Annotated in this window: 18 protein-coding genes and 1 riboswitch; of the genes, 6 read left to right on the top strand and 12 right to left on the bottom strand. The window is 66.4% G+C overall.

The window, feature by feature from the left end; all coding sequences use genetic code 11:
- The 6 genes from ACYU98_RS00505 to ACYU98_RS00480 form a co-directional block, all read right to left on the bottom strand.
- Entirely contained in the window at positions 1–1503 is a 1503-nt protein-coding gene (locus ACYU98_RS00505; protein ID WP_460466214.1) for a tyrosine-protein kinase domain-containing protein, read from the bottom strand.
- Positions 1500–1724, bottom strand: coding sequence for a PqqD family protein (locus tag ACYU98_RS00500; RefSeq protein ID WP_460466628.1), 225 nt, complete (start codon positions 1722–1724; stop codon positions 1500–1502). Before ACYU98_RS00500 ends, ACYU98_RS00505 begins: the two co-directional genes overlap by 4 nt.
- Before the next feature lie 50 nt (positions 1725–1774).
- Positions 1775–2647 (bottom strand): nucleotidyltransferase family protein, encoded by an 873-nt coding sequence (locus ACYU98_RS00495; RefSeq protein ID WP_460466213.1) that lies wholly within the window; start codon positions 2645–2647, stop codon positions 1775–1777.
- 28 nt (positions 2648–2675) lie between these two features.
- Positions 2676–3221, bottom strand: a complete 546-nt coding sequence (locus ACYU98_RS00490; protein ID WP_460466212.1) for an arsenate reductase/protein-tyrosine-phosphatase family protein — start codon at positions 3219–3221, stop codon at positions 2676–2678.
- 192 nt (positions 3222–3413) lie between these two features.
- Entirely contained in the window at positions 3414–4637 is a 1224-nt protein-coding gene (locus ACYU98_RS00485) for an NADP-dependent isocitrate dehydrogenase (RefSeq protein WP_460466211.1), read from the bottom strand.
- A gap of 98 nt (positions 4638–4735) precedes the next feature.
- Positions 4736–5878, bottom strand: a complete 1143-nt coding sequence (locus ACYU98_RS00480; RefSeq protein WP_460466210.1) for a hypothetical protein — start codon at positions 5876–5878, stop codon at positions 4736–4738.
- A 146-nt stretch (positions 5879–6024) separates the two neighbouring features.
- Between ACYU98_RS00480 and ACYU98_RS00475 the strand changes: the two genes are divergently transcribed.
- Positions 6025–7005, top strand: a complete 981-nt coding sequence (locus ACYU98_RS00475) for a malate dehydrogenase (protein ID WP_460466209.1) — start codon at positions 6025–6027, stop codon at positions 7003–7005.
- 64 nt (positions 7006–7069) lie between these two features.
- Here the strand turns inward: ACYU98_RS00475 and ACYU98_RS00470 are convergent, their stop codons facing one another.
- Positions 7070–7336: a DUF3017 domain-containing protein gene (locus ACYU98_RS00470; RefSeq protein ID WP_460466208.1), complete on the bottom strand. Its 267-nt coding sequence runs from the start codon at positions 7334–7336 to the stop codon at positions 7070–7072.
- Complete coding sequence (locus ACYU98_RS00465) at positions 7333–8178, bottom strand: bifunctional methylenetetrahydrofolate dehydrogenase/methenyltetrahydrofolate cyclohydrolase (RefSeq protein WP_460466207.1); 846 nt, start codon at positions 8176–8178, stop codon at positions 7333–7335. Before ACYU98_RS00465 ends, ACYU98_RS00470 begins: the two co-directional genes overlap by 4 nt.
- 46 nt (positions 8179–8224) lie before the next feature.
- On the opposite strand from ACYU98_RS00465, the gene ACYU98_RS00460 reads away from it, so the two are divergent.
- Positions 8225–8701 (top strand): GNAT family N-acetyltransferase, encoded by a 477-nt coding sequence (locus ACYU98_RS00460; protein ID WP_460466206.1) that lies wholly within the window; start codon positions 8225–8227, stop codon positions 8699–8701.
- Between the two features lie 7 nt (positions 8702–8708).
- Here the strand turns inward: ACYU98_RS00460 and ACYU98_RS00455 are convergent, their stop codons facing one another.
- From ACYU98_RS00455 to fdhD, 3 genes are read right to left on the bottom strand one after another with little or no spacing between them, the layout of a single operon-like run.
- Positions 8709–9089, bottom strand: a complete 381-nt coding sequence (locus ACYU98_RS00455) for a DMT family transporter (RefSeq protein ID WP_460466205.1) — start codon at positions 9087–9089, stop codon at positions 8709–8711.
- Positions 9090–9133: 44 nt separating this feature from the next.
- The gene (locus tag ACYU98_RS00450) at positions 9134–9664 is read right to left on the bottom strand and encodes a DMT family transporter (protein WP_460466204.1); all 531 of its coding nucleotides are present in this window, start codon (positions 9662–9664) and stop codon (positions 9134–9136) included.
- On the bottom strand, positions 9661–10491 hold the full coding sequence (gene fdhD, locus ACYU98_RS00445) for a formate dehydrogenase accessory sulfurtransferase FdhD (protein WP_460466203.1): 831 nt from the start codon (positions 10489–10491) through the stop codon (positions 9661–9663). Before fdhD ends, ACYU98_RS00450 begins: the two co-directional genes overlap by 4 nt.
- Positions 10492–10625: 134 nt before the next feature.
- Here fdhD and ACYU98_RS00440 point away from each other — a divergent pair, with 134 nt between their 5' ends.
- Positions 10626–11474, top strand: a complete 849-nt coding sequence (locus ACYU98_RS00440; protein WP_460466202.1) for an SGNH/GDSL hydrolase family protein — start codon at positions 10626–10628, stop codon at positions 11472–11474.
- 72 nt (positions 11475–11546) lie between these two features.
- Here the strand turns inward: ACYU98_RS00440 and purH are convergent, their stop codons facing one another.
- Complete coding sequence (gene purH / locus ACYU98_RS00435) at positions 11547–13148, bottom strand: bifunctional phosphoribosylaminoimidazolecarboxamide formyltransferase/IMP cyclohydrolase (RefSeq protein WP_460466201.1); 1602 nt, start codon at positions 13146–13148, stop codon at positions 11547–11549.
- A 23-nt stretch (positions 13149–13171) separates the two neighbouring features.
- A riboswitch (ZMP/ZTP riboswitch) is annotated at positions 13172–13249 on the bottom strand.
- Positions 13250–13286: 37 nt separating this feature from the next.
- Here purH and purN point away from each other — a divergent pair.
- The 3 genes from purN to ACYU98_RS00420 all read left to right on the top strand — a co-directional run bounded on the left by purN (position 13287) and on the right by ACYU98_RS00420 (position 14673).
- Positions 13287–13895, top strand: coding sequence for a phosphoribosylglycinamide formyltransferase (gene purN, locus ACYU98_RS00430; RefSeq protein WP_460466200.1), 609 nt, complete (start codon positions 13287–13289; stop codon positions 13893–13895).
- Positions 13896–13972: 77 nt separating this feature from the next.
- Positions 13973–14233, top strand: a complete 261-nt coding sequence (locus tag ACYU98_RS00425; RefSeq protein WP_460466199.1) for a hypothetical protein — start codon at positions 13973–13975, stop codon at positions 14231–14233.
- Positions 14230–14673 carry a hypothetical protein gene (locus ACYU98_RS00420; protein WP_460466198.1) on the top strand — a complete coding sequence of 148 codons (444 nt, stop codon included), beginning with the start codon at positions 14230–14232 and terminating at the stop codon, positions 14671–14673. The genes ACYU98_RS00425 and ACYU98_RS00420 overlap by 4 nt, the downstream gene beginning before the upstream one ends.
- The last annotated feature ends 7 nt before the right edge of the window (positions 14674–14680 follow it).

The raw sequence follows: 14680 nt of genomic DNA, 5'->3' as shown, positions 1-14680 counted from the left end.
CTACTTCTTTGCCCGCTTCTTGGTGGCTGCGCGGCGGTCGACACGCGACGCGCCAGCCCCGAGCTCGGATTCCTGCACGGCGTCGCTGGCGGCGGCGTAGTAGCTGCGGTACTTCGCGTAGTCCCCCGAGTTGTAGCCGTAGCCGTAGACGACATCGCCCATCCGCTTGGCGGACGCGTTGTTCATCACCGTGCCGAGCAGGGTTGCGCTCGCTTGCTCCAGCAGCCGCGCACTCTGGGCGAGCTGCATCTTGTGGGTGTTGCCCATCCGGGTCACCAAGATGACGCCATCGCTCGATGCCCCGAGCAATGCTGCGTCGGTCACCGCCAGCATCGGCGGTGCATCGAGCAGGACCAGGTGGTCGGTGGCCAGCTGGCGGATCAGTTCACGCATCGCCCGCGAGCCCAACAGCTCCGAGGGATTCGGCGGGGTGCGCCCGGCGGGCAGCAGGAGCAAGTCCGTCACACCGGACTCGATCATTGCCTCATCGACCGGAATGTCTCCCGCGAGAACCTGGGTCAGGCCGACCACTCCATCGACACCGAACTGTTCGTTCTGCGTCGGCAGTCGCAGGTCGCAGTCGATCAGCACCGTGCTCTGACCGGACGACGCCATCAGCCGCGCGAGGTGCGCTGCAACTGTCGATTTGCCGTCACCGGGGGCAGGTGAGGTGACCACGATCGCGCGCGGTGGCGCGTCGATGTTCACGAACCGCAGGTTGGTGCGCAACTGCCGCATCGCTTCGCCGGCTCCCCCGGTGACCAGGGCCCGCTCACCAGTGCCCTTACGCTGCAACTGCTTGGACTGCGGCACCACACCGAGCACCGATCGACCGGTGATTTCCTCTACCTCCTGCTGGGTGCGCACGCGAACGTCGAAGGCCCGTCGCACCAGCGCGACCAAGGCGCCAAGAAGCGCGCCGAAGAGCAGCCCCACGGCGAGGTTTCGTTTGAGGTCGGGCCGCTGCGGAGCGCCCGGCAGAGCGGCCGGCGAATACACCAGCGTGTGGATCCCGGTCAGCTTCTCCAGGGCGGCGTCACTCTGGTCGCCCTGCCCCTGAGTCTTGGCGAAGGTTTCCAGCCGCAGGCCCTCGGACTTGATCGCCAGCAAGGTCGCGTTCGCCAGCGCCTGGGCATCCTTTGCGTTCGCTGCCGAGGCCGTCACCCGGATGAACGGCGCCGAGGCGTCCGATGTTGCGCTGACACTGCCAGTAGCGTTCGGTCGCCCCTGCTGCTTGAGGATCGTCTGGGCGCGGTCGGCCACCTTCGAACTGCCGACCAATCCCGAATACATCGACGCGCGCTGCACCGTCACCGACTGGGCGCTGATCGTGTCGGACTGAGTCAGGCTGTCGCCGCTGACCACGACTGCGGTAGATCCCGCGATGTAGACCGTCGGGCGGGTCATCGTGTACGCGGTTGCAAGGCCAAGGCCCAACAGCGCAAACACCACCACCACGGCTGCGTTGCGGCGCAGAATTCGCACCAGATCGACAATGGTCACTCGGACACTCCTGATCGCTCCAACAGGCCTGCCTCGACGAGTTGCGCCAAGAAGGCGGTCACCTCGTCGAGGATCTCGGCCTGGTCCCACCCGTATTGGCCGGCCAGGCCGGCCGCGACGCTGGTTGCGTCGCTCATCCCCTCAGCGGCCCGCCAGATGAGGAGCGCCGTTTCTGTCATTGCGAAGACTATGCCTCCGCGCACACTCAACGCGTAACTCATTCCGTTTCCGTCGGGGTCGCACCAACTGACGTCGGCTGCTCGTCGCCAACTCATCGGCGTCGCACCCCCTGCCGCAGATTACCGACGGCTGTGACCAGCCGATCGGCGTACGCGCGCAGGTAGTCGGCCCGCGTCGGCTCACCGCCCACCTTCTCGCGCAGCAGGTCCGGGTTGACGGCCAAGAATCCGCGGGCGACCGCACCCTTCTCCCGGATGCCCCGCGCGGCCGACCAGCGACCGTGCCACTCATCCCACCGGTTGACCGACCCTTCCGAGAAGTGTCGCCACAGGACGTAGTCCGGCCGATCCCGGAACTCGTCGAGCTCGTCGACGGCAGCCGCGAACGACACTTCGGCGTCGAGTTGGCCGACTCTGCGGCGCACAGCGCTCCGGTCGGCCGGGCCGGCGTTCACCCAACTCGTGACGAAGTCGGCCTGCCGCTCGCTACCGGTGCGCGCGAAGTGGAGCAACAACACAATCCGCTGGTCGGTGAGGCTGGGCACCGGGCAGGAGACATGGGCGATCTCTTGGGTCTCGCGGTGTTCCCACAGCCGGTCAAACGCGGTCGCCGGAGGCAACCCGAAGCCCGGCCAACGACGGTGCAGATCGAGCAACCCCAGATGATGGTGGCGAAGGTTCATCGCATGGCCGAAGGCAGAACCCTCGGCGAAGCCAGTGACGCGCTGCCACTGCAGTTCCTCAAGCCGAGCCACGAGGCGCCCGACATGAGCCGGTCGGACCAACACGTCGACGTCGACGCTGAGTCGATTGCGTGGATCACCGGCTTCGCTGAGCAAGGGGTGGACCGACTTTCCCTTCACATGCAGGACGTCGGCGCCGACCTCGTCGGCGACGTGTTGCAGGTAACCGTGGGTGAGTTCGACCCTGACCTGCAGCGGAACGTCGGTGCTCTGCCAGGTCATCGCGGATCCTGCCCGGGACATGGCCTAGTCATGACGGCCCGGGCGCGGCCAACACCCCGCTGATCAGCTCAAGGGCCGGAATCAGCTCCGCCCGCATGGCGATATAGGCCTCGATCGGACCGCCGTACGGGTCGGCGAGATCCAGCTCGGTGGCGCCAGTCTGCCCGCGGTGGTCCGACAACGCCCGTACGCGTTCGGGCACCGTCATCGCGTTCCATTCCGTCCCCTGCTCCGCCTGGATCAACTGCGCCATCTCGATGAAGGTGAAGGTGCGGCGCAGCCCACGCGGCCACATCGACAACACCGCGCTGCGGTGGTCAACGGTTGCGGAGAGGACTACGTCGGCGTTAGCGAACAATCGCTCAGTGATCGGTTGCGCCTGATGGTCGTGCAGGTCGAGCCCGTCCTCGGCAGCGACAGCGTGTAGCTCCGGTGGGACCGCAAGCGAGTGATAGGCGGAGGTGCCACCGCTGTCGACGGTCCATTCGGGACCCAGCGACCGCTGCAGGTAAGCACGGGCATAGGCCGAGCGACAGATGTTGCCGGTGCACACCGTGATCAAGCGATATCTCACCCAGGTCCCCCCTGCCGTGTCTTTTGCAGCCGCATGGTGTCGCGGTAACCGTAGTATCCGACACCGCGCATGATCCCACGATTGGGCACAACTCCCCGTAACCATTCAGCCCCCACTACTGGCGAAACTCCCTGCAAACAACGAAAACTCCCGGCCGGCGCCGGGAGTCTTCGTGGAAAGGGAGTGCGTCCGTCAGCGGGTGGACATCGCCTTCTGCAGGTTCTCGTCGATCGCGGCGAGGAACTCCTCGGTGGTCAGGAAGCCTTGGTCGCCACCGACCAACATCGCGAGGTCCTTGGTCATCTTGCCCTCTTCGACGGTCTGGATGCAGACCTGCTCGAGCGTCTCGGCGAACTTCGTCACCTCAGGGGTGCCATCGAGCTCACCGCGCTTGGCGATGCCGCGGGTCCAAGCGAAAATCGACGCGATCGGGTTCGTGGAAGTCGCTTTGCCCTGCTGGTGCTGACGGTAGTGACGGGTCACCGTGCCGTGAGCCGCCTCGGCCTCGACCGTCTTACCGTCGGGGCTCATCAGGACGGAGGTCATCAGGCCCAGCGAGCCAAAGCCCTGCGCCACGATGTCGGACTGGACGTCGCCGTCGTAGTTCTTGCAGGCCCAGACGTAGCCACCCTCCCACTTCAGCGCCGAGGCGACCATGTCGTCGATCAGGCGGTGCTCGTAGGTGAGGCCAAGCTCGTCGAACTGCGCCTTGAACTCGGCATCGAAGATGGCTTGGAAGGTGTCTTTGAACTGACCGTCATAGGCCTTCAGGATGGTGTTCTTCGTCGACAGGTAAACCGGAACCTTGCGCTGCAGGCCGTAGTTCAGCGACGCGCGAGCGAAGTCCTCGATGGACTTGTTGAAGTTGTACATGCCCATTGCGACGCCGCCGTCGTCGCCGAACTCGGCGACCTCCAGCTCGGTGGGCTCGCTGCCGTTGGCCGGGGTGTAGGTGATGGTGACCTTGCCAGCGCCCGGAACCTTGAAGTTCTGCGCTTTGTACTGGTCGCCGTGGGCGTGGCGGCCGATGATGATCGGCTTGGTCCAGCCCGGCACCAGACGCGGGACGTTGCTGATGATGATCGGCTCACGGAAGATCACACCGCCGAGGATGTTGCGGATGGTGCCGTTCGGGCTGCGCCACATCTCCTTCAGGCCGAATTCCTCAACCCGGGCTTCGTCGGGGGTGATGGTGGCGCATTTCACGCCAACGCCGTGTTCCTTGATCGCGTTCGCCGCGTCGACGGTGATCTGGTCGTCGGTGGCGTCGCGCGATTCGATGCCCAGGTCGTAGTACTTCAGATCGACATCGAGATAGGGATGGATCAACCGGTCTTTGATGAACGCCCAGATGATGCGCGTCATCTCGTCACCGTCAAGTTCGACGATGGGGTTTTTGACCTTGATCTTCTCCATGTGTGGTGACTCTCCCTAGGCTCCCGTGATGTGGCGCGTTGGCGCCGCTTCGAGGGTATAGCCCATCCCCAATACCCCGCGAATCGGCCGGGCTGCGATCAGTTGCTGACCGGACTCTCGGTGCTCGTGGGCATCGCGGTATCGGTCGGCTGCGCGGGTGCCGTGTAAGTCGGACTGTATGACGGCACGCGGGTTCGCGTCGAGTGTCGGGTCGAGCTGTAGGAACTGGCCGCGCTACGCGACGAGGAGCTATAGGCCAGCCGGCTCTGGCTCGAAGACTGAGTGGAGGACTGACTGAACGACTGGCTCGAGGACTGCGTCGAGAACGGCTGGCTGCTCGAGGTCGACGACTGCGCCGAACTGGAAGTGGCGGTGGCCGAACCGGCCACCGTCGACACGGTCGCGCTCTCACCGCGAGCCACCCACAGGGAGTGCGCCCAGACCGCGATATCAGCCGGGCCCTGCTTGGCCGATCCGCTGATGCACCCTGGGCCGCTGCCGTCGGCGACGGCGGTGACCTGCACGCCACACGAAGCGGAGGTCGCGGCGTAGAGCGGGTAGTTCTGCGCGCGGCTGCCAGTGGCGATCGCCAAGGCTCCGGGGACGGTCTGCACCGTGGTCCAGTTGGCTCCGGCATCGCGGGTGCGCCGAATGACGCCCTTGTCACACAGGACAGTCGCCCGCTGGTCCGAGTCGACCGCGAGGTCATGAACGCTGCCGCTGGTGCAGGCGGGTTGGGTCGGCTGGCCAGCCCGAAGCAGACGCGCAGCCTGCGACGGATCGACGGACCAAGCCGGCGTCGTGGTGGTGACCTGAGCGCTGTCGTTGCGCAGGGAAACTACGGCCGGCTTGCAGTCAGAACCGAGGCCGCTGAGAAGAACTGCGCCCGAGCTGTCGGTCGTGGCCGAAGTCACCGATCGCAGCGGCGCCTTCGGGCCAGCCGACCAGGTGGCGCCGCCGTCGGTCGTACGAGACACAGTCACCGTGCTCGTACAAGTGTCACCTGCACTGATCCGCCAGGCCTGCTGGGCGTTGATTGGAACGACGATGAGGCGACCTTGCGGCGTGGCCGCTGCGGTCGAGGTCGGTGCTGTCGTGGCAGACGAACTGGTGGTCGTCGCGGTATTGACCGGCAAGGGTGCTGCATCCGTGGACGAACTCGACCGAAGGGCGAGCCCGACGAGCAGCAGATCGACCAAGACAAGCAGACCCAGGGCGAATGGCCACAGGCTTCGGCGCACGACAGGGGTCCCTTCATCGATTCGGCACGGTCCGGGGTAAGTATGCACGCGAAGAGAGCGCCAGGGTCCGGACCTGTCCGATGATCGCCCCTCGCGCGCTGCTACTTTCGTGAGGTACGCAACTTTGTCGTCCTGAGGGGATGAACGTGAGCACCACTCCAGTCAAGGTCGCCGTCACCGGCGCGGCCGGCCAGATCGGCTACAGCCTTCTTTTCCGCATTGCCAGCGGCGCCCTGCTGGGCCCCGACACTCCCGTGCAGCTGCAGCTGCTCGAGGTCACCCCGGCGCTCAAGGCACTCGAGGGTGTCGTCATGGAACTCGACGACGGCGCATTCCCGCTGCTGAGCGGCGTTCAGATCGGCGACGACGCCGAGAAGATGTTCGACGGTGCGAACGTCGCGCTGCTCGTCGGCGCTATGCCCCGCAAGGAAGGCATGGACCGCTCCGACCTGCTGTCGGCCAACGGCAAGATCTTCACCGGCCAGGGCGCTGCGCTGAACAAGTCCGCGGCTGACGACATCAAGGTGCTGGTGACCGGAAACCCGGCCAACACCAACGCGCTGATCGCGATGACGAACGCTCCCGACATCCCGAACGAGCGGTTCAACGCGTTGACCCGTCTCGACCACAACCGGGCCAAGGCGATGCTTGCCAAGAAGCTCGAGGTGTCGGTCTCCGAGGTCAAGAACCTCGCCATCTGGGGTAACCACGACGACTCGATGTACCCCGATCTCTACAACACCACCGTGAACGGCAAGTCCGCGGCGGAGCAGGTCGACGAGGCCTGGATCAAGGACGAGTACATCCCGACCGTGGCCACCCGTGGTGGCGCGATCATCAAGGCCCGTGGTGCATCCTCGGCCGCCTCGGCCGCGTCGGCGACGATCGACCACATGCACGACTGGTTCGTCGGCACCGACGAGATCGTCTCGATGTCGATCCCGTCCGACGGCTCGTACGACGTTCCGGAGGGCATCATCTCCTCCTTCCCTTGCCGGGTGAAGAACGGCAACTACGAAATCGTGCAGGGCTTGGAGCTGAACGCCTTCTCCAAGGAGCGCATCCTTGCTTCGGCCGCCCGCCTTGAGGCGGAGCGCGACCAGGTCAAGGCCCTCGGCCTGATCTGAGTTCACTGACACAGATGAAACGGCGCCACCCCATCGGGGTGGCGCCGTTTCATCTGTAGTGACCTCAGGAAGGCAGTTTGACGATGTAGAACATCGTCGCCACGGCGATGGCCATCAGGAGATACATGACGACGTCCCAGAACCGACGGCGTACGACCAGTCCCCCGGCGTAGTTCTCGGGAAGCGAACCTCGCAGGGCCGCCGCCAGGGCCATCGATCCAGCCAGTAGGTAGCCACCAGCCCGAAAACCGAGGCCGACAGCGACCGCCAACGACACCAGCACGGCCACGAAGACGGCCCACCATGCCGGGCCGAGAGGCGTCTTCCTCACGCGGCGTCGCGCTCCGCGATTGCCACCAGGTTCGACAACAGCATCGCGCGGGTCATCGGGCCGACCCCTCCCGGATTCGGCGTCAACCAGCCGGCAACCCCGGCCACGTCCTGGGCGACGTCACCGGCGATCTTGCCGTCCCGGCGGCTCACCCCGACGTCGAGAACGGCGGCGCCCGGCTTGATCATCTCTGCGGTGATGATGTCGGGCACTCCGGCGGCCGCCACGACGATGTCGGCTTGTCGTACGTGATCGGCAAGGTTACGAGTTCCGGTGTGACACAAGGTGACTGTTGCGTTCTCCGACCTTCGGGTCAGCATCAGGCCGAGCGGTCGACCAACGGTCATCCCGCGACCTACGATCACCGCGTGGGCGCCTTCGATCGGCACCCCGTGGCGCCGCAGCAACTCGATGATCCCCAGCGGGGTGCAGGGCAACGGCCCTGTCTCGTTCATGACCAACTTGCCGAGGTTCATCGGGTGCAGGCCATCGATGTCCTTCACCGGATCGACCCTGGAAAGCAGCGCGAACTCGTCGAGACCGGTCGGCTGCTGCACGATGAAGCCGGTGCAGGCCGGGTCGGCGTTGAGGGCGTCAATGACCTCCTCCACCTGCGCCTGGGAGGCGTCTGCCGGCAGATCGTGGCGCAGACCGCGGATGCCGATCGAGTCGACATCTCGGTGCTTGGCGCCGACGTACCACTGGGAACCGGGGTCGTCGCCGACCAACACCGTTCCCAGCCCTGGAACCACACCCTTGGTCGCCAGGACCGCCACGCGTTCGCGTAACTCCGCCTTGATGGTCGCCAGGGTGGCCTTGCCGTCGAGAACCTTTGCCGTCACGCCTACCCATCCTGCCAGCACCCCGACTGCTCAGTACGGTGAACCCGTGTCCGTCGCTCTTCGCATCGTCCCGTTCACCGATCCAGCCGCGCAGTCGTTGGTCGCCGAACTCGACCAAGATATGCGCCGCCGCTATGGCGAAGGCGACGCAACCGCCGTAGATCCGTCCCAATTCGACTCCCCCACAGGCACCTTCATGGTCCTAGACGACGAAGGCCCGGCGGGCTGCGTCGGCGTACGACCCCTGCCGGGCACCGCGGGCACCTGCGAGATCAAGCGGATGTGGGTGCGGGAGGACCGTCGCCGACGCGGCCACGCACGCCGGCTGTTGGCCGCGGCCGAGCAGTTCGCCCGCTCGGCCGGCCACACCCGGATCGTGCTGGAGACCGGTGAGCTTCAGCCAGAGTCCATGGCTCTCTACGAGGCCTACGGCTTCAGCCGCATTCCGGCGTACGGCTACTACCGCGACGATCCGGAGTGTGTCTGTTACGGACTCGATCTGCCGCCGGAAGACGCGGTCTGAAGCGATGTCAGCCGGCCGTGCGCGGCCGGTTCGCCGCGGCGGCTGCCAAAGCAGCAACCAGCGTGATCAGCAGACCCGCCACCAGTTGGACGCCGACGTCGGGTCTGGCCGATGGGTCCAGCAGATCCAGGCCGAGCGCAGCGAGCAATTGACCGGCTACCGAGGTCAGCCCGAAGACCAACACCCCGACGATCCGCACCGCCCACGCCGTCAGCGCGATGAAGGCGATGCCGAGCAGGCCGCCCGTCCATGCCCACCACGGCGTTCCCGATGGCCAAGTCCACCCATTCGGTGCCGCCGTTCGCACACCGACACTGACGACCACGAGGGTGACGGTCCCGACCAAGAAGTTCTGCCAAGTCGTGGCCATCGGGCTGCGATTAGCCACGCTGACGCGACCGTTGAACGCCTGTTGTACGGCCAACCCGGCGCCTACCAGGAGGCGCAGAGCGCCGGTAGGACGGCAAATCCGCCCTCTCCACGGTGTGCCGTCGCCGACACCACCACCCCGATGACGGCCACTGCGGCGGCGATGGTCCGCGCGGCGGTGACGCGCTGGACACCTGCCGGGCCGAGTCCGAACCGGTCGACAGCGAGCGCATTCAGGGTCTGTCCACCGACGACACCGACCGAGAAGATCGCGACGCCAACCAGCGGCACCGACCAGGCCTGGACCGCGACGAGCAGCCCACCGCAGACACCGCCGAGGCACTGCCACCAGCGCAGTCGGTGGTCGCGCAGAGCGAGGCGGATGTTGCGCGCTCCCTGCCGGAGCCGAGCCGAGAAGGCCAGCGCGACGGTGAGCACCATCAAGCCGGACCCGAAACTCCAGAGGGCTGCAACGAGCGGCTGCCCGGTATGGCCAGCAACGATCCCGTTGAGCCGCGACTGCAGCGCCAACAACGCCCCGCAGACGAACGCTGCGATCAGCGCGATCGAATGCGCCCGCGACCCACCCCTCATCCAGTCACGCGGTCGGCCCGGGTGTAAACGACCATCGAGTCACCGCGCAGGAACCCGACGAGGGTGAGCCCGGAATCCTCGGCGAGCTCGGCGGCAAGGCTCGACGGCGCGGACACCGCGGCCAGCAGCGGAAGGCCGGCCAGCGACGCCTTCTGCACCAGTTCGAAACTCGCCCGCCCCGACACCATCAGCAGCCGGCCGGTCAGCGGAAGATGGCCGTTCTCGAGGGCCCACCCGATGACCTTGTCGACGGCGTTGTGGCGACCGACGTCTTCCCGAGCGACCAACAGCTCACCGGTGCCGCCGTCGAACAGCCCGGCCGCATGCAATCCACCGGTTTGGGCGAATACCCGCTGCGCCCCACGCAACGCCTCGGGCAGCGCGGACAGGCGCTCCGCCGGAACGCGCAGCGCGTCGGCTGTCAGGTCGTACGGGCTGGAGGTGCGGACCGCGTCGATGCTCGCCTTGCCGCAGACCCCGCACGAGGAAGAGGTGTAGACGTTGCGCTGCAGCCCAGGGCCCGGAATCGGCACGCCTTGGGCAAGTTGCAGGTCCAGGACGTTGTAGGTGTTGACTCCGTCTTCGGTGGAACCGGCGCAGTAGCGACCGGTCGCGATGTCATCGCGGGTACGGATCAGCCCCTCGCCGACCAAGAAACCGGCGGCGAGTTCTATGTCATGTCCGGGGGTGCGCATGGTGACGACAAAGGGCCGCCCATTGAGCCGAATCTCCAGCGGCTCCTCGGCGGCGAGTTTGTCCTCACGGACCTGCGGATCCTGACCGACGGTGATCCGGGTGACTTTTCGGCGTACGACGCGTTGACGCATGGGTCCAACCGTAGGCCGCGAAAAAGGTGAAGCGCTCCCTGGTCCGGAGGTTAACTCTCCAGTAGGTTTCGACCCGTGTGGTTTCGATCACACGTTGGTGCTCTTTCCCTCCCCCGCCCCTGAAAGGGATCCCCATGCGTCGCCTCCCCCTCATCCCCGCTGCATTCCTGGCCGCCACTGCGGTCATCGGCACCGCCCCCACCGCCTCAGCAAGCCAGCTGAACTACGTGGCGATGGGCGACAGCTACAGCGCTGGTTCCGGCATCCTCCCCTTGTCGAGCTACACCCCGATCTGCACCCAGACCAGCAAGAACGCGGCCCACGACATCGCCGCAGCCAAGGGCTACGCGCTGACCGACGTCACCTGTGGCGGCGCTCAGACCAAGGACTTCGCCGGCAACCAGTTCGGCATCGTGGCGCCGCAGTACAACGCGCTCTCGGCCAACACCAACCTGGTCACCCTCACCATCGGGGGCAATGACGGGAATGTGTTCGTCAACAACGTGCTGACCTGCGGCTCGCTCGGGATCCTCACCCTGGGCATCGGCAAGCCCTGCACGAACCACTTCGGCACTTCGCAGTTCGACCTCATCAACAACCAGACCTACCCGGCGATCGTGAAGACACTGCAGGGCATCAAGGCCCGCGCCCCGCACGCCCGGATCGCCATCGCCGGCTACCCGCAGCTCCTGCCGCAAGACGGCAGTTCCTGCTACTTGAGCATGCCGATCGCCAAGGGTGATGTTCCCTACCTGAACACCTTGGAGAAGACGCTCAACTCCGCCGTGTCCCGGGCCGCCGCGGCGACCGGTGCGACCTATGTCGACATGTGGGCCCCGAGCCAGGGCCACGACTCCTGCAAGTCCTCCAGCGTTCGCTGGGTCGAGCCGGCGCTGTGGGGCAGCAACTTCGTTCCGGTCCACCCCAACGCGGCTGGCGAAGCGGCCTACGCGAACCGCTACATCGCGACGTTGGGTCTCTGACCAGCGGAGGTTTCGACACGGTCTCGGCTAGCCGAGACCGTGTCGAAACCCGGTGCCCTACAACCGAATTCGTCAGTGCGCGAAGTGACGGGTTCCGGTGAAGTACATCGTCACGCCGGCTTCCTGCGCGGCTGCGATCGCGAGGTCGTCGCGCATCGAACCACCGGGAGCGACAACCGCCTTCACGCCGGCGTCCAGGAGCACCTGCAGACCGTCGGGGAACGGGAAGAACGCGTCGGACGCGGCAACCGAACCGGTCGCGCGGTCGGCACCCGCCCGATTGACCGCGAGGTGACAGGAGTCGACCCGGTTGACCTGGCCCATACCGACGCCGACGGAGGCGCCGTCCTTGGCCAGCAGGATCGCGTTCGACTTCACCGCGCGCACCGCACGCCACGCGAACTGCAGGTCGGCGAGGATCGCTTCATCGGCCGGGGCACCGCTGACCAGCCGCCAGTTCGCCGCGTTGTCGCCACCGGTGATCGCACCGGACTCGTCCTTAACCTCGGCGTCGACCGCGTCGCTCTCCTGCAGCAGCATGCCGCCGGAGATGATGCGCATGTCGCCCACCCGCTGCCGGGCCGCGGCCTTCAGCAGTCGGATGTTCTTCTTGGCGCTCAAAATCTGCAGCGCCTCGGGTTCGAAATCGGGGGCGACAACCACCTCGGTGAAGATGTCCTTCACCCGGTTCGCCATGTCGACCGTGACCGGCCGGTTGGTTGCGATGACCCCACCGAACGCCGACAGCGGGTCGCAGTCGTGGGCCTTGCGGTGAGCGTCGGAGACGTCGGTTCCAACCGCGATGCCACAGGGGTTCGCGTGCTTGATGATCGCGACCGTCGGCAGGTCACCGTGGTCGTACGCAGCACGGTGCGCCGCATCCGCGTCGACATAGTTGTTGAAACTCATCGCCTTGCCGTGCAGCAGTTCGCCCTGCGCGAGTCCCGGGCCGCCGGGCTGGAAACCCTTGTCGTACAAAGCTGCTGACTGGTGCGGGTTCTCCCCGTAGCGCAACGTCTGCTTCTTGTTCCAGGTCGCCCCGATCCAGGCCGGGTAGCCCTCGCCGCCCGAGGTGTCGGTGAGCACACTGCCCATCCAGGAGGCGACGTGCACGTCGTACGTCGCGGTGTGCACGAACGCTTCGGCGGCCAGTCGCTGCCGCTGCGCCAACGTGAAACCGCCGGCCGCTACCGCCTCCAGGACCGCTGCGTACGACGCCGGGTCGGTCACGATCGCGACGCTCGGGTGGTTCTTCGCGGCCGCTCGCACCATCGACGGGCCACCGATGTCGATCTGCTCGACACACTCCTCGACGCTCGCCCCAGACATCACGGTCTCGGTGAACGGGTAGAGGTTGCTGACCACCAGGTCGAACGGCGCGACGTCGAGGTCGGCCAGCTGCTGCAGGTGCTCGGGCTTGCGAGTGTCAGCCAGGATCCCAGCGTGGACCCGCGGGTGCAGGGTCTTGACCCGACCGTCCAGGCACTCGGGGAAACCGGTGAGTTCCTCGACCTTGGTCACTGGCAGGCCGAGCGACTCGATGCGGGCGGCCGAGCCACCGGTGGAGACCAACTCCACCCCGGCGTCGTGCAGGCCACGCACCAGGTCATCGAGGCCGGACTTGTCGTAGACGGAAACGAGGGCACGCTTGATGGGTCGGCGGTCGCCGGACATGGCACTCCTACGGTCGATCGTGGAACGTGGACCCAGGCGATCGATCCACGAGAAGTCACTCCCTGGTGGTTGTCCCACCTGCGCCAGTCGTGTGCGCTCCAATTCTAGCCCGCCGCCGCGACGGCTAGATTCTCCCCCATGGCTGCTCGCGTCGTTGTGCTTCTGTCCGGTTCCGGTTCCCTGCTGCAGGCGTTGCTCGACGCCGCCGTCGACCCGTCGTACGGGGTGCAGATCGTTGCTGTCGGCAGCGACCGCCCTGACGTGTTGGGTCTCGAACGCGCCACTGCTGCAGCGGTTCCCACCTTCACGCTGCGTACGAAGGACTTCGACTCGCGAGCCGACTGGGACCGCGCGCTCACCGAGGCGGTCGCCGCGTACGAACCGGATCTGGTGGTCTCCGCCGGGTTCCTGAAATTGGTCGGGCCGGACTTCCTGGCCACGTTCGGTGGTCGCTACCTCAACAGCCACAACGCACTCCTGCCCAGCTTCCCCGGCATCCACGGCCCGGCCGATGCCCTCGCATACGGCGTACGGCTGGCCGGCGCCACCCTCTTTGTCGTCGACGAAGGGGTCGACACCGGCGCGATCGTCGCCCAGGTCGCCGTTCCGGTCGAAGACGACGACACGGTCGACACCCTCACCGAGCGGATCAAAAGCGCTGAGCGGCCACAACTGGTCGACCACGTCGGTCGGATGGCCCGCGACGGATTCCGGGTCGAGGGACGGCGCGTCCTCATTGGTCGCTGACCGCGTTTTCACTACCGCGGCGATTTTTTTTCTAGTCTCGGAGTGCAGGGGTTGAGCCGGGAGCACGGAGGACAGACATGACCGAAGCGCCCCGCCGTCCCGCTGGCCCTCATGAGTTGGCCGCCCATCAGATGGTGCTTGAGCGCGCCGCACACGCAGTCAGTGGCGTTGCCGAATCGACCGCGACGATGGCGGTGAGCGCCCCCTGTGACGCCGATATCGCGCAGGCGATCGACCAGTTGTCGGCGGTGCTTGCGGGGGTGGGCGACGCTGTCGCCAAGGGTCTGGCCGATCTCGCCACGATCATTGACGACAACCGTTCGGGGCGAGAGGGATGACCGGTGAAGCGATCGCGATCCGGGCGCTGGCGAACGAGATCGTCGACCAAGCCGAAGTACTCGCCAAACAGCGGATGAACGTCCTCACCGCATCGGCCAACGCGATCATCCATCTGCCGACCGGGCCCCTGTCGGAGTTCGCCCGAGCCAGCGCTCTTACTGGCGCCCAACTCGAGGCCTACACCGCGTCGCTGACCACCATCGCTGGTGCGCTGAATGGGTACGCCGCCGCCCTGGAGACCGGCAACGCCGATGCCGTGCAGCGGGCGCGCAATCGGTTCGTCGCGGTCAGCCGAGCCGAGATCACGCTCTGGACCCCGAGCATCGCAGCCGACCGGGCCAAGGCTCGCGCCGCCGAACAAAACGGCTCAGTCACCGCGGCCCCGCCGAGGGTCAACGACGTTCAGATTGCGGACGTGGAGCTGGCCGTCCACGACTGAGGGGGCG

The organism is Calidifontibacter terrae, from assembly GCF_054778835.1.
Note: the sequence above shows the minus strand (reverse complement) of the source record. Positions and strands in the feature narration are given on the sequence as shown.